We start from the raw sequence: 18,830 nt of genomic DNA on the forward strand, positions 1-18,830 counted from the left end.
GGCGGTCAGTAGAAATCGGTCAGGAAACGGCCCGACTGCTGCATCTGGTGCAGGTCCGAGGCGTTGAGGCTGGTGCCGAGGGCCGCAAGGATCGCCCGTCCGGGGTCCCGGCTGCCGCAGACGAAAAGGGTGGGCTGGCGGCCCGGAGCGCCGGGCGCGACAAAGGCGCTGAGGGCCTCGGCATGGTCGCGGATCCAGTCCGGCAGGCGTTGTGGCCGTGGTCCGCGCGACAGCACGCAATCGATCCGCAGGCGGTCGGGCCCGGTGCGGGCCAGATCGCGCAGCGGGGCAAAGGCCGCATGACGTTCGCCGTGGACCAGCCACAGAGGCGCGGTGCCCGACCCCGCCAGACGCGCGCGCAGCGGCCCCAGCACGGCGGCAAGGCCGGTGCCCGTCGCGATCATCAGCAACGGCTGGTCGTCACGGTCCGCGATCGCAAGAGCGTCCATATGCGGACTGTCGCGCAGGCTCAGCTGTACCCGCCCGCCCTGCGCCAGGCCTGCGGTCAGCCAGGCCGAGCCGAGGCCCGGCGGGCCATCGGGGCCATGCCGACGCCGCAGGATCAGCTCGACTTCGCCGCTCTGGGGGAGGGAGGCAACCGAATAGCTGCGCTGCTGCGGGGTGCCGTCCGGGGCAAGCAGCGCCACATCGGCAATCGCGCCGGGCGTCCATTCCACCGGCACATCGGGGCGCAGCCGCAGATGATACGCGGGATCCCCAGCCTGACGCGGTGTCAGCAACCGACGCTCGGTCAATCGCCACTGGCCCGGTGTGTCGGCGCCCACCCTTGCGTGCCATTGCGCCAGATCCGCAGGCGCGCCGCGGTCAACCTCGACCCGCGGGAACAGCGGATGCGCGCCGCAGGCCACAAGCGCGGCGTCGACCTGCCGTCCGAAGCCGCAAAACGCTGGATAGCGCCGGTCGCCAAGGGCCAGCAGGCCGTACCGCAGGCCGGTCAGATCGCACTGGCGCAACGCGCCCAGGCGGCGGGCAAAGGCGCGGGCGTTGTCGGGTGCCTCGCCATCCCCGGCCGAGGCCAGCAGGAACCAGGCCGTGCTGGCGCGCCGCAGGATTTGCGGCGTGACGCTGTCCAACGGGTGTGGCGTCGTGCCCAGCCGTCGCGCCTGATCCCAGGCCAACCTCTCGGCCAGACCCGATTGCGATGCAAACAGCACCAGGGTGTCGCCCGATGCGGTGTCGCCCCCGCCGGGGGCGGTCGCAGCGGCGCGGCGCTGCCACAGCAGAACCGCCAGCCAGCCCAGCCCAAGAACCACGGCAAGGCTGATCCGAAACGCCGAAAGGGTCAGGGCCGGGATCACGCCGCGTCCTCCCATTCTTGCAGGCAGGTACCCACGCGGGCGCCGTCGGGCAGGGTCAGCAGCGCGGGCAGGTCCTGCGCGCGGGCCAGCGCCAGCCCCTGCTGCGGCGGCAGAACCATCAGCGCGGTCGCCCAGGCATCGGCCAGCGCCGCGCGGCGGTGAAAGACATGGGCCGACAGAACCGCCCCTCCGCCCGGCTGGCCCGTGACTGGGTCGAGCGTATGGCTCCAGCCTGCGCCGGGCCCCGCGCGCCGCCGCCAGTGGCCAGACCCGGCCAGCGCCATGCCGTGCAGCGCCGCCAGATGACGGGTCGCATCGTCGCGACAGGTCGGTGGGGCTTCGATGTCGATCCACCAGGGTTGACCGTCCGGCGACAGGCCACGCGCCGCGACCTCGCCCCCGATCTCGACCATGTGCACCCGCAGCCCGGCGGCCACCAGGTGCTGCGCGGCACGCTCGACCGCCCAGCCCTTTGCGATGCCGCCGAAGTCGAGCCACAGGCCGCCGGGTTGAAAGGCATGATCCCCCTCGATCCTGAGCCGCGCGCGCCCCGAGGCGGCGCGCGCATCGCGCAGCTCGGTCGCGTCCGGGGCTGCGGCAACCGGCCCGGAGGGGCCAAACCCCCAAAGGTCGGCAAGCCGCCCCAGCGTCGGATCCAGCGCGCCCCCTGTCAGGTCGCAGATGCGCAGGCTGTCGCGCAACAGCGCCATCAGCGGCCCCGGCAGACGATGCCAGCCCGGCGGTGCCGTATTGAACCGGGACAGCGCGCTGTCAGCCGCCCAGGGGCTGAACAGCGCGACGGTTTCGGCGCAGGCCGCGGCCACCAGCGGCGCGGGGTCGGGCAGGCCGGGGGCCGTCCAGGCGATCAGATGCCAGCCGGTGCCCATGCTGGTGCCGCGCGCCGTGATCCGCCGCCAGCCGGGCCCGGCCATGTCGCCCGGCGCGCCGGGTTCGATCAGGATATGGCGCGGCCCGGTCATCCGCCGTGCACGAACAGCAGGAACAGCACGGCCGGCAGGACAAGACCGCCCAGGGTCACCGGCCAGGTGGCGGGACGGGCGCGCGCGTGCATCGCCAGAATGCCCAGCCCGCTGAGCGCAAACAGCACGGTCCCGAGCGCCAGCGCGTCGATCACGAAGGGCCAGGCCGCACCGCTGTTGCGTCCCTTGTGCAGATCGGCGGCCAGCGCCAGCCAACTGCGCCGGGTGATGCTGATGTCCGCCGTGGCGGTGGCGCGGTCGATGATCACGCGGCCTTCGCCGCCCGGTCTGGGCAGGTCGATCCAGACCTCGCGCGTGTCGAAATCAGCGACGCTGCCGCGCAGAGGCACCCCGACACGCGGCGCCAGCCAGTTAGCCAGCGGGCGCGGCAGCGGCGCGGTGCCCGATGTCGGTGCGGCGCCGAGCACCTCTTGCAGCGTCACGGGCAGCGTCAGGGCGCGCACTTCGGTATCCACCCGTGCCGGGATCAGGCCGGGGTGGTTCAGGAAAACGCCCGTAGCAGCGAAAAAGATCAGGATCGACAGGCTGGCCGCGCCGGTGATCCGATGCCACAGGGTCAACTGCCGCAGCCACCAGGCGCGGGCCGTCGACCCCGGCAGAGAGGATGCGTTTCCTGCCATCTCAGGGCGCGATGGTCAGCGTCACGGCGCCCAGCTCTTGCGTGCCGGTACCGGTGGCAGTGGTGGTGATCCCGCTGGCGGTCGCCGCGCCGGTTTCGCGGGCGGCGGACCCGCCCCAGTCGAAGGGCAGCCGCACCAGGTCGCGGTCGCCGTCTTCGCGGGCGACCTCGACCGCCAGCACATACGCGCCGGGCGCCAGTGCGGACAGCGGCGCGGCGTCATCCGTCAGCCGCACCTGGTAGCTGCCCGGACCGCGTGTCGGGCCGCTGATGCCATCTGCGGGCAGGGTCATCTGTTCGCCCGTGGCGCGCCACCAGCTGCGCAGATGCCTGAGAAACCCCGTGCCCAGGTCATCGCGCAACCGGGTGTCGTACCAGACCGCCAGCGTCGCCTGCGGCACCCCGTCAGGGGTTTCGACCCATGCCGCCAGGTAGGGGCGGTAATAGGGGGCCGCCGCCACGCGGGGCAGGGTCAGGTCGATCGTGACCTCTCCGGCACCGGCGGCCGGGGCGACCAGGCTGGCCGCGACCACAGGCAGCACACCGCGGCAGAGGGGCCGTGGCAAGGGCCGTGGCAGGGACCGTGGCATCGGATCAGCCCTCGTTGGTGCCGGTGGCACCATTGCTGTCACCTGTCGCGCCCGCCCCGGTATCACCGTCATCCTCGGGGTCCGGGATCGGATCGGCATCGTTGACGATTGCATTCTCGTCCGTGTCATGGCGGGCGAACGTCGACGCGGCGACAAGCTGTTGCTCGGACCAGGACAGCGACCCGTCGCGGCTGCGGTCGACAATGGCGAACCGCACGTGCGCCTGTTCGATGGACCGGTCGTAGCGCTCGTCCTTTTCCAGCCCCTGATCGGCATATTGCTGATCCAGTCGGCCCTGGAACTCGGCCACGTATTCCGCCTCGTTCAATGCGCCGTCGCCGTCGGCATCCGCACCGTCAAAGCGGGATTTGCGGATGGCGTCGTATTCGTCCAGCGTGACGGCACCGTCGCCGTCGGTGTCATAGGCTGCGATGAACGCCGCCTTTCGGTGGCCGCCAGCCACACCGGGGGCGGGGCGGTCGTTTTCGCCGGCGGCGGTTGCAGGCTGATCCGCCGCCTGCTGGGCCATCACGGGCGCAGCGGCAGGTGTCAGCAGGGCAAGGGCAAGCGGGATCAGGATGGGGCGCATGTCTGTTCTCTTCTCTCGGCAGGTGGGTGGTGGGGGAACGGCGGGCGGGGTATGTCGGCCCCGCCCGTCGGGTGATGGATCGGTGCCTGTCGGATCAGAACGTCCGACCCAGCGAAACCTTGACGGTGCGCCCCGGTGCGGGCCGCGTGGCAAGGTGCGGCTGATAGTATTCGTCCAGCAGGTTCTCGACGCCCAGCCGCATGTCGACGCCCTTGAGCATCCCGCTGTCGGCGGTGTAACCGACCGAGACATTGTGCAGGACGACACCCGGGGTCGGGGTCGTGGCGCGGTCCATGTCCAGCGCCCAGACACCTTCCCATTTCAGGTTCAGACCCGAGTCGAACCGCTTGCCCAGCCCTAGGCGCACCTTGTCGGCGGGCTGTTGCGACCAGAAGTTGCTGGCGGCGTCGGGGGTGCGGTTGTAGCCGTTGGCGAAACTGGCGTTCAGATCACCGTAATAGCCCGCGTCGGTAGCATAGGAGGCTTCGATCTCGACGCCTTCGACCTCCAGATCGGTGATGTTGCTATAGCTGGTCACGTCCCAGACGTCGGTGTGATAGGCATTGACCTTGAGCGCCAGGCGGTCCCCCGACGCCAGCAGGTCGCGACGGTCGAACGACACCCCCAGCTCCCAGGTTTCGGCCTTTTGCGACTGGGTCATGTAGGCGGCATTCGTCAGGTCATCCAGGATCGGCATCCCCTCGGTATAGGACCAGGACCCGAAGACGGCGAAACCGCTGGCCCACTGGTGGCGCAGCGACGCGCCACCCATCAGGGCCGTATTGTGATAGGTGCCATAGCCGTATTCGCTGCCATCGATATCCTGATCCTCGAACCGCACCGCCGGCGAAAAGGTGAAACCACCGAAGGTGATGTCGTCGACCAGGAACAGCGCATGGCGTTCGTCATCGCCGCCCGGCGCCGACGACGCATCCAGCCGGTCCTTGAGGATGTATTCCGCCCCCATCCGCAGGCGGTGGTCGGCCTGCCCGGTGACAAACTCCATGGTGTTCTTGGCCGTCAGCTTGGTCGTGACGTAATCCTGATCGGCGTTGAGCAGCGACATCGTGCTGCCGGTCGAGGATTCCTGGTCGATGGTCTGCTGGGCCCGGCTGAGGATCACATCGACGTTCACCAGGTCACTGTTCAGCGAATCGTAGCTGTATTTCAGCACGCTGGTCTTGGAATGCACGTCGCGGTCGACATTGCCGAAATTGGACGATCCGAATTGATCGTAGGGCACATCCTTTTCCGAGCTTTGCGTGTCGGAATAGCTGAGGGTCAGCGAATGCTCTCGGTCCTGACCGAAATGCACGGTCCCCTTTGCAAGGTAGGACGGCGTTGCGAAATCGGTGTTTTCCACCGTTTCGCCATTTCCATCCTCGTAGGCCCCCTGTTCGCGCCACGTATAGTTGAACAGCAGCTCCAGGGCGTCGCTGGCCTGCCAGGCCAGGGTCGAGGACGTGACCAGACCGTCGCCGTTCGAATTGTAACCAAGGTACTGGCGGGCGGCGAAACCGTCTTGGCCATTGGTGAAATCCGACGCGTCCTTGGTGTCGAAACGCACCATGCCGCCGATCGCCCCCGAGCCGTATTCGAAGGTGCCGACGGATCCGCGGATCACCTCGGCCTGCTTGTACAACGCCGGATCGGTATAAAGCTGCGTACCGATGCGATACAGTTCCTCGGCCCCGCTGGTCGCGCCGTCAACGATGATCTGCACGGTCTGATCGGTGCCATATGTGCCGGACCAGGCGCCCATGCCGCGGATGTTGATGGCCGACCCGCCGGGCGTGGATCCGTTGACCAGGTTCACACCGGGCACGGAATCCAGCAGCTCGGCTGTGGTCGAGGCCTGCCTGTCGTCGATCTCTTCCTGGTCGATGACGGTGACGGGGGTGGCGGTCTGGGTCTGCACCTCGCGGTCGGATTCGACAACGATGGGGGCCAGCGTGATCTCTTCGGATTGGGCAAGGGCGGCATGGGGAAGCACAAGCGCCACACTGCCCAAAAGCAGTCGGCGCAGGGTCGCGGAACGATCCATCTCAAGGTCCTGTCGGTTGCGCGGGGGTGCAGCGGTGCACGCCCGTCGTCAAATATGTTTTAGGGGAAGTGCTGGATGCCTTGAGAGGCTCTGGCCTGCGGGCGCTTATAAAGGGGCAGGGCGGGCTGTCAATCCTGATAGATATACTCAGGAAATATTTTCGCGCCCTTGCGCGCCTTTCACCGACCCCTGCACATCTGCGCCGCATCCCGGCGGTGCTGCGCAGGGCAACCGGGTGCGGCCCGCCTGGACAGGACTGCCATTGCCCGCCGTGTCCGGGTCGGGTTCACCGTCGGTTTCGGGGTCAGTATCAGGCGACGCCGCCCAGCCCGCTGGGAAAAACGCCATCCTGTGAAGATCGGCAGGCCGGGAAAAATGAATGGGGCAGGCGCAGGTCGGCAGAAACGAAAAAAGCCACCCCGGAGGGTGGCAATTTTCGGACCAACCCGCTGGGGTTGGTGGTGCCGCTGAAGGGACTCGAACCCCCGACCCCATCATTACGAATGACGTGCTCTACCAGCTGAGCTACAGCGGCCCTTAGTCGAAACAAGGCCCGGCCACCGGAGTGGAAAAGAGCCTTGTGCGGCGGGGCTATAACACCCCTCCGCGGCTGGGGAAAGTGCTATTTTCGACCGAAACGCGGTGCCTCTGCCGGGGCGATGGCTGCCTCTTCCTCTGTCAGCACCTCTGCATCGGGAACGGATTCCGTGGCCGACGTTTCGGTTTCCGGTTCGGCGCGACGGGGTGTCTCGGGTGCGGTGTGGTCAGGCGCCGGATCCGCCGGGGCGGGCACGTTCACCGCATCGTCGATCCGCCCCACGATCAGCGGCAGCATGTGTTGCGACATCGGGGTCTGATATTCGGTTGCAGGCGGCACCTTCCAGGCCAGCGTATCGAAGGCCTGGCAGTTTTCGCAGACCGGCACCCATTCCGCGTGGACCTGGTTGCAGTTCTCGCAGGTCCATTGCGGGCCACGCGGCGCGCTGACGGCGCGGGTCAGCCAGCCCTTGACGATGGCATCGGCGCTGCCTTCGCCGCGTTCGATCGCGGCCATGATGGTCAGGGCGCGGGCGTCGGGGGCGGTCACGGCCAGATCCCCCAGGGCCCGGCGCGCTTCGGGGAAATCTTCGGCCCCGATGTTCAGCTCGGCCAGCAGCAACCGGGTCTCGCGGTGCTCGGGCTGAATACGCGTCAGCGTGCGGAATCGCTTCAGGCGGGCTTCTGCGCTCTCGTCCGGTTCAAGGGCTGCAAAGGCGGCGGCAAGATCGGGATGCGGCAGTGTCTCCCACGCCTTTTTCAGCACGCGGGTGGCGTATTTCACCTTGCCCTGCTCGGCATAGGCGCGGGCGGCGAAACAGGCGGCGGGGATCAGGTCGGGCGACAGGCGGTTGGCCTCGATCGCGGCCTCGCGTGCCTCGATGCTGCTATCCTCGTCGATGACGGTCTTGGCCTCGCTCAGCGCCAAGACCGCGTCGCGGCGCTTGTGCACATCGCGGGGCAGGGCGCCGGTGCGCAACTTGGCCTTCAGCGTGGCGCGCGCGCCCTGCCAATCCTGATTGCCGGCCTGAAGGCGCAGCAGGGTGTCCTGCACCTCGACGTGGCCCGGTTTCAGCGCAAAGGCCTTTTCGGCCAGCTTCATCGCCGTCTCGGTATCGCCCTCTTCCAGCTTTTGCTTCATCAACCCGCGCACCCCGACAAACCGCGTGCGTTCATCGGTCAGCAGGCGTTTGTACGCCTCTTCGCGCTTGCGCTTGTCGCCCGTCAGCTCCGCCGCCTGGGCGGTCAGCAGGTTGGTCAGCTCGGGCCGGTCAAGATAGCGGTCGGCCTTGTTCGCCTTGGCGATCGCCAGCCGCCCCTCGCCCGAGGCCAGCGCCATCATGCCCTCGCTCAGCGCCTGAAGGCCCTTGCGTTCGCGGTTGCGGTCGAAATAGCGCGTCAGCGCGGTCTCGTCACCGTTGATAAAGCGCAGCAGCGCCACCAGCAGCCCGACCAGCTTGCCCAGCACCCAGATCGCGGCGACCAGCAGCAACAGCGCGATGACCGCCTTGATGGGGGTCAGGTTGTATTCATAGGCACCAAACGCAATCCGCACCCCCCCCTCAAGGTCCAGCAGATAGCTCGCGCCAAGGGTAAGAGCGGCGACGATGACGACGAAAACGACGATTTTGACAAGCGACCATAGCATACGGGGAAATCCTCAGTTCGTCTTGAAATCGGCCGACATCGCCTCTTGGGCGGCGACGGCTTCGGCCCGGCCCGACGCAGGGTCGATCCAGGGTTGCATTTCGGCCTTGGCGGCGTCGGGCAGCGACGAAAGTTCGTCCAGCGCCGCACGCAGCTGACCATCCCGCAGCTTGCCCTCGGCGCGCGACAGGATCGCGTCGGGGTCGTCGCCGTCGCGCGGGTTCAGCGATCGCGCGCCCAGCTGGGTCTTGAGGAACGACACGACAGACGAGGTATCGCCGCTGTCACGTGTCACCGCCAGCGCCTTGCGGGCGTATTCGGGGAAATCGTCGCGCAGACGTGCCATCGTGACAACCCCGGCAGAGGCATGGTCCTGCAGCGGGGCCGGGATCTCAAGGCCCATGTCCGCCAGCGCACTCAGCGGTGTTTCGTAGGGATCGCCGGCATCCAGCGCCGACCCGATGCGCACCAGGGCCGCGCGGATCTGCGTGTCGCGGGCCGTGCTGGCGGCGTCGGCCTTCATCTCTTCGGACTGCGCGATCATGTCCTCGATCTCTGCGCGCTGGTCCTGCATGGCCTGCTGCAACTTGCTCAGCTCGCCCTCATAGGCCTGGATCGCCTCTTGCGACACGCCGGTTTCTACGGGCCGCTTTTCAATCTCGGTCAGACGCGCGGCCAGGTTCGACAGGCTGGCGGTATTCTGATCGGTGGCCGAGGACAGCTCGGACAGGCCGGATTTTACCTCCGCGACATCGCCGCTCATCCCCTCCAGCGCCGACAGGTCCGGGCCTGCGTCGACACGGGCGCGCAGATCCTCGATGGCACTGGCCTGTTCGTCGATCCGCGCCGAAAGCCCATCGTCGCGGCCGCCGCCACTCATGAACGGGGCACCTTCGGGATAGAGCGCCAGCGCCAGGCCAAAACCCAGGCCAGCCGCGATGACCCCACCCAGCAGCGCCGGGAAAAACCCGCCGCGCTTGACGATGACGCGTTCGGCGACAGGCGCGCCATTCTGCGCGGCACCCGAGGCGGTGTTCTTGGCTGCGTCCCGGGCTGGGTCCGGGGCTGTGGTCGGGGCGGGTTTGGTCGAGGGAATGCTGCTGGCCGAAACGGCCGCGCTCTCGGGTGCGGCATCCTCTGACGGGATGTCACCGTCGGCTTCCGCCCCCAGGGTCGCGGCATCGCCGTCATATTCGTCCGCCGCACGCGGATCATGTTCCGGGGGGGCCAGGGCAGCGGCAGGGGTCAGCGACGTTCCGTCGCGCGGATCATGCAAAGGCGCGCGCAACACGACCTTGCCGGTCTGCGCAGGCGCGTCAGCGTCCGCGTCGGGCACCGCGTCGACTTCGGACGCGCCCGTGTGCGGTAGATCATCGCCGGATGCTGCCGCCTCGGGGGCGCCGGTTCCGGTCCCCGTCGACGCGATCTCGGCCTTGTCTGTCTTGTCGCTGGTCTTCTTGGCCACGGATCAATCCTCTTCGATTCTCAAATATCGCCGCATAACTTCCGGCAGCTTAGCCGCCACCCCCACGCGTCTCAAGTTGATGCGCTGCGGCGATAAGTCCAGTTACCACACCTAGCATTGTTTCGCTGCCGGGGTGCGCAGCAATTTCGACGCGAATGCGTTTCAAACCCGCGATCTGGGGTAAAATCATCGGGCTGATCGCCGCGATGAGCAAGGGCGCATCGCCCTGCCAGGCGTCTGCGAACAACCGCGCAGAGCGGGGTGAGTATAATGGCGCCACAATCGGTGCCACCCCGGTCATCGCCGCCCTCGCCTGGGGTGTCGGCGGGCAGGGGCGCTGCTGATATGCCTCGATCGCCTCGGCCCTCAGGCCCGCGGCCTGCAACGCGCCCACCAGGTCGCCCCGATGGTTCCTGCCCCGCAAATGCAGCAGGGGAACACCAGGGTTTTCTCTCAATATCAGGGCCTTGAGGTCTTCGGCATTGCCATCGGCAGACATCGCGTCGTGCCCAGCCGCCCGGGCCAGCTCTGCCGTGGCATCGCCCACGCAATAGGCAACCCGCGCGCCGCCTCGCCAGCTGCGCACGCCGTTGCGCGAGGTAAAGATCAGGGCGCATTCGGGATCGCGCGCGGCAAGGTCGGCCAGCACCGCCGCATCGAACACCACCTCCTGCAAGGGCGAGATCACGATGCGCACATCTCCAGCGCGTGCCGTGACAGCCTCTGCCAGGCGCTGCGCCTCGGCCTCGGGCCGGGTGATCAGGACAACGGGTTGCATATCTTTACCCCACTGGGGGCGCCGCGCCTGCCCACAGCGGTTTCGTGCCGCCGGCAGAGTTGTTTGCGCCCTGTCCCGGTGTTACCTGCCACGCAGTGATTTCGCAACGGACCGGCCATGACCCAAGACCTCACCTTCCTCGGTATCGAGAGCAGCTGTGACGACACAGGCGCGGCTGTCCTGCGGGGCCGGCCCGGCGCGGCGCGCGTCTTGTCCTCGGTCGTCGTCGGCCAGAACGACCTGCACGCGGCCTTTGGCGGCGTGGTGCCCGAAATCGCCGCCCGCGCCCATGCCGAAAAACTGGATACCTGCGTGGTCGAGGCGCTGTCGCAGGCGGGGCTTTCCCTGGCCCAGGTCGATGCCATCGCCGTCACCGCAGGCCCCGGCCTGATTGGCGGCGTGCTGTCCGGTGTCATGTGCGCCAAGGGGCTGGCCGTGGCCACGGGCAAGCCGCTGATCGGGGTCAATCACCTTGCCGGTCATGCGCTGACGCCACGCCTGACCGATGGCATCGCCTTTCCCTATCTGATGCTGCTGGTGTCGGGCGGGCACTGCCAGTTCCTGCTGGTGCGCGGTGCGCAGGATTTCACCCGCCTCGGCGGCACCATCGACGACGCCCCGGGCGAGGCGTTCGACAAGACCGCCCGCCTGCTGGCCCTGCCGCAGCCCGGCGGCCCCTCGGTCGAGGCCGAGGCGAAGACGGGCGACCCCGACCGCTTTGCCTTTCCCCGCCCGCTGCTGGACCGCGACGGCTGCGACATGAGCTTTTCCGGCCTGAAAACCGCCCTTCTGCGCACCCGCGACAGCGTGATGGACGGCGATGCCCTGCGCCGGGGCGACCGCGCCGACCTCTGCGCCGGGTTTCAGGCCGCCGTGGTCGATGTGCTGCGTGAAAAGACCCGCCGCGCGCTGGCGCTCTACCTGGCCGAGGCACCTGCACAACCGACCCTTGCCGTCGCCGGGGGCGTCGCCGCCAATACCGCGATCCGCTCCGCCCTGATGGGCCTGTGCGCGGAAACCGGAACCACCTTCACCGCCCCGCCGTTGGCCCTGTGCACCGACAATGCCGCGATGATCGCCTATGCGGGCATCGAACGCTTTGCACTGGGCGAACAGGATGACATGACACTGATGGCCCGCCCGCGCTGGCCATTGGACACCGCCAGCCCGGCCATGCTGGGCAGCGGCAAGAAAGGGGCGAAGGCATGATTTCCATCCTCGGGGCAGGGGCCTTTGGCACCGCGCTCGCCGTGTCGATGCAACGCGAAAGCGACGCCCGTACCGTCTGGCTCTGGGGTCGCAACGCGGATGCCATGGCGCAGATGCAGGCCAGCCGCGAAACCCCGCGCCTGCCCGGCGTCACCCTGCCCGACGGGCTGACCTGTGCGTCGGAGATGTCGGCGCTGCCCGACCACGGCCCCATCCTGCTCGCCACCCCGATGCAGACGCTGCGCGCCCTGCTGACCACCCACGCCGATCAGCTGTCGCACCGCACGCTGGTGATCTGCTGCAAGGGGATCGAGCTGTCGAGTGGTCTGCGCGCCTCGCAGGTGCTGGCCGAGGTGCTGCCCGATGCCACCCCCGCCACCCTGACCGGCCCCAGCTTTGCCGCCGACATCGCCCGTGGCCTGCCGACCGCGCTGACCCTGGCCTGTGGCACCGCCGCCTGCGCCGAAACCCTGCAAACCCAGCTGTCGACCCACAACCTGCGCCTCTACAGTTCGACCGACATTATCGGCGCGGAACTGGGGGGCGCGCTGAAAAACGTCATCGCCATTGCCTGCGGCGCCGCCATCGGCGCGGGTCTGGGGGAAAGCGCCCGCGCCGCCCTGCTGACACGCGGCTATGCGGAAATGCAGCGCATGGCGGCTGCCCTTGGCGCCGAACCCGAAACGCTGGCGGGCCTGTCCGGCTTTGGCGACCTGACGCTGACCTGCACGTCCGAGCAATCGCGCAACTACCGCTTTGGCGCCTCCATCGGGCGGGGCGAGGCGTTTGATCCCGCCGTCACGGTCGAAGGCGCCGCCACCGCCCGCGCCACCCATGACGTTGCCACGCAGCGCGGTCTCGACATGCCCATCACCGCCGTCGTCACCGGCCTTGTCGAGGCGCGCCTTGACGTGGCCACCGCGATGGACATGCTGCTGTCACGCCCGCTGAAAAAGGAATGACCCGATGCCCTTTGCCCTGATTGCCCGTGACAAACCCGATGCGCTGGACCTCCGCATGGCCAACCGCGCTGCCCACCTCGCCTATGTCGAGGAAACCGGCGTCGTGATGTTCGGCGGCCCGCTTCTGTCGGATCAGGGCGACATGCGCGGCTCCCTCGTCGTGCTCGACCTGCCCGACCGCGCCGCAGCCGAGGCCTGGGCCGCGGGCGACCCCTATGCCCGCGCGGGCCTGTTCGAAGATGTCGAAATCTCGGCCTGGAAAAAGGTCGTCGGCTGATGCGCTACTGGCTGTTCAAATCCGAACCCGGCACCTGGGGCTGGGACGATCAGCGTGCCAAAGGCGACGCGGGCGAGGAATGGAATGGCGTGCGCAACTACCAGGCCCGCAATTTCATGCGCGAGATGGAGCTGGGCGACCGGGGTTTCTTTTACCATTCCGTCAACGAGAAACGCGTCGTCGGCATTGTCGAGGTTTGCGCCACCGCCCACCCCGACAGCACGACCGAGGATACCCGGTGGGAGTGCGTCGATATCAAGGCGGTCCGATCGTTTGAGGTGCCAGTCACCCTCGACCAGATAAAGGATGACCGCAGGCTGGCCGAAATGGTGCTGGTCAAGAACTCTCGCCTGTCCGTTCAGCCTGTAACCCCCGCTGAATGGCGACGCGTCTGCGAAATGGGGCAGACGGACCCGGATTGATGTCCCCTGCCGTGACATGCGGCAACGACGCGTCCCCCCTCGGGACGCGCCGCTCGGCGTCCGGGCTTACCCAAAGACGCGCTGCCTGAATTAAACGAAGGGTCGGCCTTACCCGTTACCCTCCGTCACCCCACGTGCTCCCTAAGCACCACACGTGTATCTGATCTGAAAGGTCCGGGCCTACATGGCCGTGCCTCAGCAATAGCGTGAAACACCCCCACATTGCAAATTCCGAATGCGAAAAATGCGCTTGGTTTTTGAAAGGTTTCGATAACCTGCGCCTCCGTTCGCAATCCTCCGCACCCGCCATTTACGCACAAACGCACAACCTCCGGCGGCACCCGCCACCGTTCCGACATGCGGAACGAGAGGGAAATCGCGGAGAAAATCTGCGCCGCGCCGCAGCAAAATCACGCCCTTTATCCCCAAAATGGCCGAAAAAGCGCGAAATCCGAACCCTTTCCGTGAAAAATCCATGACACGGCGCGCCTGGCCAAGGCAGGCTGGTGCCATGCAGCGTCAGATCCGCCGCAGACGACCAAACATCGCACCAAACGGGGGACCGATCCGGACCCGACCGGAGGGTACCCCCGAAAAAACAGGGGGAAGTAATGTCGAAGGAAATTTTCGTCGTGGCTTACGAGGGCGGGGATGACAGTACGCTGTTGAACTACGCCATCGAACGGGCCCGCAGGGAGGATGCGACGCTTCATATCGTCCACGTCCTCGAATGGTCGCCCTATACCTTTCTCACCCCGCAGGAAGTCGAGGAGCGTCACACCCGCCGCAAGCAGGAAATGACACGCGCGAAAGAGGCGATCATTGATCCCGCCATCGCCACGGCAACCGCCGCCGGTGTCGAGGCGACGGGCGAGATGCGCTATGGTCAGGTCGTCGAACTGATCGCCGCCACCGCCACCGCCAAGGCCGCCGCGATGATCTTTGTCGGTCGCTCGGGGTCCAACTCCATTTCGGCCCGCGTCTTCGGATCGGTCCCGCTGGGTCTGGCGCAGATTGCGCCCGTGCCCACCGTCATCGTCCCCTGAACAGAAAGGCCGAACACATGAACAGATTTCACGCATTCGCGGCGGCCACAGGCTCTGCCCTGCTGATGGCCGGGCCGGCGCAGGCCCAATCCATCGACGCCACCATCAACCAGATGTTTGCCGATTACACCGGCTGGTACGTCAGCCTGATCTTTGCCGATCTGCCGGGAACCAACTTTTCCTGGATCGCGCTCTGGCTGGTGGTCGGGGCGCTGGTGTTCACCGCCTATTTCGGTTTCATCCAGCTGCGCGGCTTTGCCCACTCCATCGCGTTGGTCAAGGGCGACTACTCCGACCCCGATGACGCGGGCGAGGTCAGCCATTTTCAGGCGCTGGCGACGGCGCTGTCCGGCACTGTCGGTCTGGGCAATATCGCCGGGGTCGCGGTCGCCGTCGGGATCGGCGGGCCGGGGGCGACCCTCTGGATGGTCATCGCCGGGCTGTTCGGCATGGCGACCAAGTTCACCGAATGCACGCTGGGGGTGAAATACCGCAATGAATACCCCGATGGCCACGTCTCGGGCGGGCCGATGTACTATATCACCAAGGGCTTCAAGGAACGCGGTCTGCCCGGCGGTGGCTTCATGGCCGTGCTGTTCTGCATCTTTACCATCCTCGGCGCGCTCGGCGGTGGCAACATGTTCCAGTCGAACCAGGCCCATGCCCAGCTTGCGGGCGTTTTCGGGGATTATCCCGGCTGGATCACCGGCATCATCCTGGCCATCGTGACCTTTGCCGTCATCGTCGGCGGCATCAAGTCCATCGCCCAGGTCACGGAAAAGATCGTGCCGTTCATGGGCGTGTTCTACGTCGTCGTGTCGCTGATCATCCTGGCGATCAACTATGACATGATCGGCTGGGCCTTCGGGCAGATCTTCATGGGGGCCTTCACCGGCCTCGGCGTGCTGGGCGGCTTTACCGGCGCGCTGATCCAGGGCTTCCGCCGGGCGGCCTTTTCCAACGAGGCGGGCATCGGCTCGGCTGCCATCGCCCACTCGGCCGTGCGCACCAAGGAACCCGTGACCGAAGGCTACGTCGCCCTGCTGGAACCCTTCATCGACACCGTCGTGATCTGCACCATGACCGCGCTGGTCATCGTCATCACCGGGGTGCTGAACGTCGATCCCGACACCGGCCTCTATATCTGGAACGCCGAAGCGGGCCGCATCTCGACCGAAGGCGAAGTGTCCGGTGTCGCCCTGACCTCCGCCGCCTATGCGCGGGCGTTTTCGTGGTTCCCCTACCTGCTGGCCATCGCCGTCGTGCTGTTTGCCTTCTCCACCATGATCTCGTGGAGCTATTACGGCCTCAAGGCGTGGACCTACCTGTTCGGAGAGGGCAAGGCAGTCGAAACGGTGTTCAAGGTGATCTTCTGCCTGTTCATCATCATCGGCGCGGCCGCCAACCTCGGCCCCGTGATCGACTTTTCCGACGCGATGCTGTTTTCCATGGCGATCGTGAACATCATCGCGCTCTACTTCCTGATGCCCATCGTCAAGCGAGAGCTGAACAGCTACATCGCCCGGCTGAAATCAGGCGAGATCAAGCGCTTCAAGCACTGATCCCGATCCGAAAAACGAAAGGCCCCGCATCACCTGCGGGGCCTTTCCTGTCTGAAAGGGCGACAAAGGCCGCCGCAGGATCAATAGCGGTAATGCTCGGGCTTGAACGGGCCATCCGGCGTCACGCCGATATAGGCCGCCTGCTCGGGGCTCAGCTTGGTCAGCTTGGCACCGACACGTGCCAGATGCAGGGCGGCAACCTTCTCGTCCAGATGCTTGGGCAGAACGTAGACTTCGTTCTTGTACTGGTCGCCCCGGGTCCACAGTTCGATCTGGGCCAGCGTCTGGTTGGTGAAGGACGCCGACATCACGAAGGACGGGTGGCCGGTCGCATTGCCGAGGTTCAGCAGACGCCCCTCGGACAGCAGGATGATGCGATTGCCTGACGGCATCTCGATCATGTCCACCTGTTCCTTGATGTTCGTCCACTTGTGGTTCTTCAGGCTGGCGACCTGGATCTCGTTGTCGAAGTGGCCGATGTTGCCGACAATGGCCATGTCCTTCATCGCGCGCATATGCTCGATCCGGATGATGTCCTTGTTTCCGGTGGTGGTGATGAAGATATCGGCGCTGTCGACGACGTCTTCCAGCAGAACCACCTCGAACCCGTCCATCGCCGCCTGAAGGGCGCAGATCGGATCGGCTTCGGTCACCTTCACACGCGCTCCGGCCCCGGACAGCGACGCCGCCGACCCCTTGCCGACATCGCCATAGCCACACACGACGGCAACCTTGCCCGCCATCATGGTATCGGTGGCGCGGCGGATACCGTCGACCAGCGATTCCTTGCAGCCGTACTTGTTGTCGAACTTCGACTTGGTGACGCTGTCGTTGACGTTGATCGCGGGAAACGGCAGATGACCGCTTTTCTGCAATTCATACAGACGGTGCACACCCGTGGTGGTTTCCTCGGAAACGCCCTGGATGGCCTCGCGCTGCTTGGTGAACCAGCCGGGATTGGCCGCCATGCGCTTCTTGATCTGCGCGAAGAGAAAGGTCTCTTCCTCGCTCTGCGGCACTTCGATCAGGTCGGTTTCACCGGCTTCGACGCGCGCGCCGATCAGGATGTACATCGTGGCATCGCCACCGTCGTCCAGGATCAGGTTGCAGGTACCTTCGGGGAAATCAAAGATCTTGTCGGCGTAATCCCAGTATTCTTCCAGCGTCTCGCCCTTGATGGCGAAAACCGGCGTGCCGGTTTCGGCAATCGCCGCCGCGGCGTGATCCTGAGTCGAGAAAATGTTGCAGCTCGCCCAACGGACCTCCGCACCAAGAGCGACAAGCGTCTCGATCAGCACGGCGGTCTGGATCGTCATGTGCAGCGACCCGGCGATCCGTGCACCCTTCAGCGGCTGGCTGTCGCCGAATTCCGAACGCAGCGCCATCAGGCCCGGCATTTCGGTTTCCGCGATATCCAGTTCCTTCCGTCCGTAGGCGGCAAGGTTAATATCCTTTACGATGTAGTCCTGGGTCATATAGTCCGTTCTCCTGGTGGGTCGGTCCCTAGCCGGGATATCAGTTGCCCGAAAGCTCGACAATGGCAGGCCCGGATATGTACGGCCTCAGCATGACGAAGGTGTAAACATGAAGCAAGCCAGAGCATGGCAACGCATGTTGTCCGGGCGCCGGCTGGATTTGCTCGACCCGACCCCGGTGGATATCGAGATCGAGGATATCGCCCATGGCCTGGCCTTCGTGGCCCGCTGGAACGGCCAGACGCACGGCGACCACGCCTATTCCGTGGCCGAACATTCGCTGCTGGTCGATACGCTGTTCTGCCGCCTGAACCCCGGTGCGAAACCGCCCGAACGGCTGACCGCGCTGCTGCACGACGCCCCCGAATACGTCATCGGTGACATGATCTCGCCCGTGAAATCCGCCATCGGCCCGGATTATGACGTGCTCGACAAACGCCTCGCGGCGGCGATCCACATCCGCTTTGGCCTGCCCGCCAGCACGCCCAAGGGCCTGAAGACCCGTATCAAGAAGGCCGACCGCGTTTCCGCCTGGATGGAGGCCACCCAGATCGCCGGGTTTTCCGAAGCCGAGGCGACCCGCTTTTTTGGCCGCCCCGATGCCGCGCTGATCGACGGGTTGGACATCGTGCTGCGCCCCGCCCCAGCGGTGCGCGCCGATTTCACCGCCCGCCACGCGCACCTGATGGAGCAGATGACATGACCACGATCCTGACCCGCCGCGCAGGGGTGCTTGATTGCGCCGCCCTCGCGGACCTGCTGAACGAGGTGATCTTGCAGGGGGGCACCACCGCGATGCTCGACCCCGTGACGCGCGATGATCTGGCCTCCTGGATGGCGCGCAGCGACCGCGCGGTCTGGACCCTGGCCGAGGACGAGGCGGGCACGCTGCTCGGGTTTCAATGGATCGAACCGCACGCCCGGCACGGTGCCAGCGTTGGCCAGATCGGCACATACGCCCGCATCGGCAAGACCGGCCTCGGCATCGGTTCGGCGCTGTTCGAGGCGACAAAGGCCGGCGCCCGCGCCGCGGGGTATACCTGGATCAACGCCGAGATCCGCGCCGACAACACCGGCGGGCTGATCTATTACCAAAGCCGCGGTTTCGAGGATTATGGCCGGATCGACGATTACGTCCTGTCCGATGGCAGCCACGTCGACAAGGTGCTCAAGCGCTACGATCTGTGATCCGGGGCGGGCGGGCGGCAACACACCCGCAAGACTTCGGCAACAAAGATGAACGCCCGGGTTAACCCCCGGACGATTTTTTTCGCACCGCTCACCTACC

General features: G+C 66.4%; 18 protein-coding genes and 1 tRNA gene. 8 read left to right on the forward strand and 11 right to left on the reverse strand.

Features of this window, described 5'->3' with window-relative positions; genetic code table 11:
• Positions 1-5 precede the first annotated feature (5 nt).
• The 10 genes from DL237_RS03045 to DL237_RS03090 form a co-directional block, all read right to left on the reverse strand.
• Complete coding sequence (locus DL237_RS03045) at positions 6-1,319, reverse strand: NADPH cytochrome P450 oxidoreductase family protein (protein WP_158585580.1); 1,314 nt, start codon at positions 1,317-1,319, stop codon at positions 6-8.
• Positions 1,316-2,299 (reverse strand): FAD:protein FMN transferase, encoded by a 984-nt coding sequence (locus tag DL237_RS03050; protein WP_119397547.1) that lies wholly within the window; start codon positions 2,297-2,299, stop codon positions 1,316-1,318. The genes DL237_RS03045 and DL237_RS03050 overlap by 4 nt, the downstream gene beginning before the upstream one ends.
• The gene (locus tag DL237_RS03055) at positions 2,296-2,940 is read right to left on the reverse strand and encodes a PepSY-associated TM helix domain-containing protein (RefSeq protein ID WP_119397548.1); all 645 of its coding nucleotides are present in this window, start codon (positions 2,938-2,940) and stop codon (positions 2,296-2,298) included. Before DL237_RS03055 ends, DL237_RS03050 begins: the two co-directional genes overlap by 4 nt.
• 1 nt (position 2,941) lies before the next feature.
• Positions 2,942-3,529 (reverse strand): DUF2271 domain-containing protein, encoded by a 588-nt coding sequence (locus DL237_RS03060; protein ID WP_158585581.1) that lies wholly within the window; start codon positions 3,527-3,529, stop codon positions 2,942-2,944.
• A 4-nt stretch (positions 3,530-3,533) separates the two neighbouring features.
• Positions 3,534-4,118: a hypothetical protein gene (locus DL237_RS03065; protein ID WP_158585582.1), complete on the reverse strand. Its 585-nt coding sequence runs from the start codon at positions 4,116-4,118 to the stop codon at positions 3,534-3,536.
• 94 nt (positions 4,119-4,212) lie between these two features.
• Positions 4,213-6,162 (reverse strand): TonB-dependent receptor plug domain-containing protein, encoded by a 1,950-nt coding sequence (locus DL237_RS03070; protein ID WP_119397550.1) that lies wholly within the window; start codon positions 6,160-6,162, stop codon positions 4,213-4,215.
• Between the two features lie 459 nt (positions 6,163-6,621).
• Positions 6,622-6,697, reverse strand: a tRNA-Thr gene (locus DL237_RS03075).
• Between the two features lie 87 nt (positions 6,698-6,784).
• Positions 6,785-8,347: a heme biosynthesis protein HemY gene (locus DL237_RS03080; protein WP_119397551.1), complete on the reverse strand. Its 1,563-nt coding sequence runs from the start codon at positions 8,345-8,347 to the stop codon at positions 6,785-6,787.
• A gap of 12 nt (positions 8,348-8,359) precedes the next feature.
• Entirely contained in the window at positions 8,360-9,811 is a 1,452-nt protein-coding gene (locus tag DL237_RS03085) for a COG4223 family protein (RefSeq protein WP_119397552.1), read from the reverse strand.
• A gap of 49 nt (positions 9,812-9,860) precedes the next feature.
• The gene (locus DL237_RS03090; protein WP_119397553.1) at positions 9,861-10,589 is read right to left on the reverse strand and encodes a uroporphyrinogen-III synthase; all 729 of its coding nucleotides are present in this window, start codon (positions 10,587-10,589) and stop codon (positions 9,861-9,863) included.
• Between the two features lie 117 nt (positions 10,590-10,706).
• Between DL237_RS03090 and tsaD the strand changes: the two genes are divergently transcribed.
• From tsaD to DL237_RS03120, 6 genes are all read left to right on the forward strand, one after another.
• Positions 10,707-11,798, forward strand: a complete 1,092-nt coding sequence (gene tsaD / locus DL237_RS03095) for a tRNA (adenosine(37)-N6)-threonylcarbamoyltransferase complex transferase subunit TsaD (protein ID WP_119397554.1) — start codon at positions 10,707-10,709, stop codon at positions 11,796-11,798.
• Positions 11,795-12,760 carry an NAD(P)H-dependent glycerol-3-phosphate dehydrogenase gene (locus tag DL237_RS03100; RefSeq protein ID WP_119397555.1) on the forward strand — a complete coding sequence of 322 codons (966 nt, stop codon included), beginning with the start codon at positions 11,795-11,797 and terminating at the stop codon, positions 12,758-12,760. The genes tsaD and DL237_RS03100 overlap by 4 nt, the downstream gene beginning before the upstream one ends.
• Positions 12,761-12,764: 4 nt before the next feature.
• Complete coding sequence (locus DL237_RS03105; protein ID WP_119397556.1) at positions 12,765-13,037, forward strand: YciI family protein; 273 nt, start codon at positions 12,765-12,767, stop codon at positions 13,035-13,037.
• Positions 13,037-13,459 carry an EVE domain-containing protein gene (locus DL237_RS03110; protein ID WP_119397557.1) on the forward strand — a complete coding sequence of 141 codons (423 nt, stop codon included), beginning with the start codon at positions 13,037-13,039 and terminating at the stop codon, positions 13,457-13,459. Before DL237_RS03105 ends, DL237_RS03110 begins: the two co-directional genes overlap by 1 nt.
• 611 nt (positions 13,460-14,070) lie before the next feature.
• The gene (locus DL237_RS03115) at positions 14,071-14,505 is read left to right on the forward strand and encodes a universal stress protein (RefSeq protein WP_119397558.1); all 435 of its coding nucleotides are present in this window, start codon (positions 14,071-14,073) and stop codon (positions 14,503-14,505) included.
• Between the two features lie 17 nt (positions 14,506-14,522).
• Entirely contained in the window at positions 14,523-16,067 is a 1,545-nt protein-coding gene (locus DL237_RS03120; RefSeq protein ID WP_119397559.1) for an alanine/glycine:cation symporter family protein, read from the forward strand.
• 80 nt (positions 16,068-16,147) lie between these two features.
• On the opposite strand, the gene ahcY is transcribed toward DL237_RS03120, so the two are convergent.
• A complete protein-coding gene (gene ahcY, locus DL237_RS03125) occupies positions 16,148-17,542 on the reverse strand; it encodes an adenosylhomocysteinase (RefSeq protein ID WP_119397560.1) in 1,395 nt (464 codons plus the stop codon).
• Positions 17,543-17,651: 109 nt separating this feature from the next.
• Here ahcY and DL237_RS03130 point away from each other — a divergent pair, with 109 nt between their 5' ends.
• Complete coding sequence (locus DL237_RS03130; protein WP_119397561.1) at positions 17,652-18,245, forward strand: HD domain-containing protein; 594 nt, start codon at positions 17,652-17,654, stop codon at positions 18,243-18,245.
• Complete coding sequence (locus DL237_RS03135; RefSeq protein WP_119397562.1) at positions 18,242-18,730, forward strand: GNAT family N-acetyltransferase; 489 nt, start codon at positions 18,242-18,244, stop codon at positions 18,728-18,730. Before DL237_RS03130 ends, DL237_RS03135 begins: the two co-directional genes overlap by 4 nt.
• The last annotated feature ends 100 nt before the right edge of the window (positions 18,731-18,830 follow it).

Origin of the sequence: Pseudooceanicola sediminis, from assembly GCF_003575965.1 — a bacterium.
Classification (GTDB): Bacteria; Pseudomonadota; Alphaproteobacteria; order Rhodobacterales; family Rhodobacteraceae; genus Pseudooceanicola; species Pseudooceanicola sediminis.

What these genes read in the sequence shown, in the direction of transcription:
- DL237_RS03135 (WP_119397562.1), top strand. Translation starts at nt 18,242, where the DNA reads ATGACCACGATCCTGACCCGCCGCGCAGGGGTGCTTGATTGCGCCGCC.
- DL237_RS03055 (WP_119397548.1), bottom strand. Translation starts at nt 2,940, where the DNA reads ATGGCAGGAAACGCATCCTCTCTGCCGGGGTCGACGGCCCGCGCCTGG.
- DL237_RS03130 (WP_119397561.1), top strand. Translation starts at nt 17,652, where the DNA reads ATGAAGCAAGCCAGAGCATGGCAACGCATGTTGTCCGGGCGCCGGCTG.
- DL237_RS03060 (WP_158585581.1), bottom strand. Translation starts at nt 3,529, where the DNA reads ATGCCACGGTCCCTGCCACGGCCCTTGCCACGGCCCCTCTGCCGCGGT.
- DL237_RS03070 (WP_119397550.1), bottom strand. Translation starts at nt 6,162, where the DNA reads ATGGATCGTTCCGCGACCCTGCGCCGACTGCTTTTGGGCAGTGTGGCG.
- DL237_RS03050 (WP_119397547.1), bottom strand. Translation starts at nt 2,299, where the DNA reads ATGACCGGGCCGCGCCATATCCTGATCGAACCCGGCGCGCCGGGCGAC.
- DL237_RS03080 (WP_119397551.1), bottom strand. Translation starts at nt 8,347, where the DNA reads ATGCTATGGTCGCTTGTCAAAATCGTCGTTTTCGTCGTCATCGTCGCC.
- DL237_RS03065 (WP_158585582.1), bottom strand. Translation starts at nt 4,118, where the DNA reads ATGCGCCCCATCCTGATCCCGCTTGCCCTTGCCCTGCTGACACCTGCC.
- DL237_RS03105 (WP_119397556.1), top strand. Translation starts at nt 12,765, where the DNA reads ATGCCCTTTGCCCTGATTGCCCGTGACAAACCCGATGCGCTGGACCTC.
- ahcY (WP_119397560.1), bottom strand. Translation starts at nt 17,542, where the DNA reads ATGACCCAGGACTACATCGTAAAGGATATTAACCTTGCCGCCTACGGA.
- DL237_RS03090 (WP_119397553.1), bottom strand. Translation starts at nt 10,589, where the DNA reads ATGCAACCCGTTGTCCTGATCACCCGGCCCGAGGCCGAGGCGCAGCGC.
- DL237_RS03120 (WP_119397559.1), top strand. Translation starts at nt 14,523, where the DNA reads ATGAACAGATTTCACGCATTCGCGGCGGCCACAGGCTCTGCCCTGCTG.
- tsaD (WP_119397554.1), top strand. Translation starts at nt 10,707, where the DNA reads ATGACCCAAGACCTCACCTTCCTCGGTATCGAGAGCAGCTGTGACGAC.
- DL237_RS03110 (WP_119397557.1), top strand. Translation starts at nt 13,037, where the DNA reads ATGCGCTACTGGCTGTTCAAATCCGAACCCGGCACCTGGGGCTGGGAC.
- DL237_RS03115 (WP_119397558.1), top strand. Translation starts at nt 14,071, where the DNA reads ATGTCGAAGGAAATTTTCGTCGTGGCTTACGAGGGCGGGGATGACAGT.
- DL237_RS03100 (WP_119397555.1), top strand. Translation starts at nt 11,795, where the DNA reads ATGATTTCCATCCTCGGGGCAGGGGCCTTTGGCACCGCGCTCGCCGTG.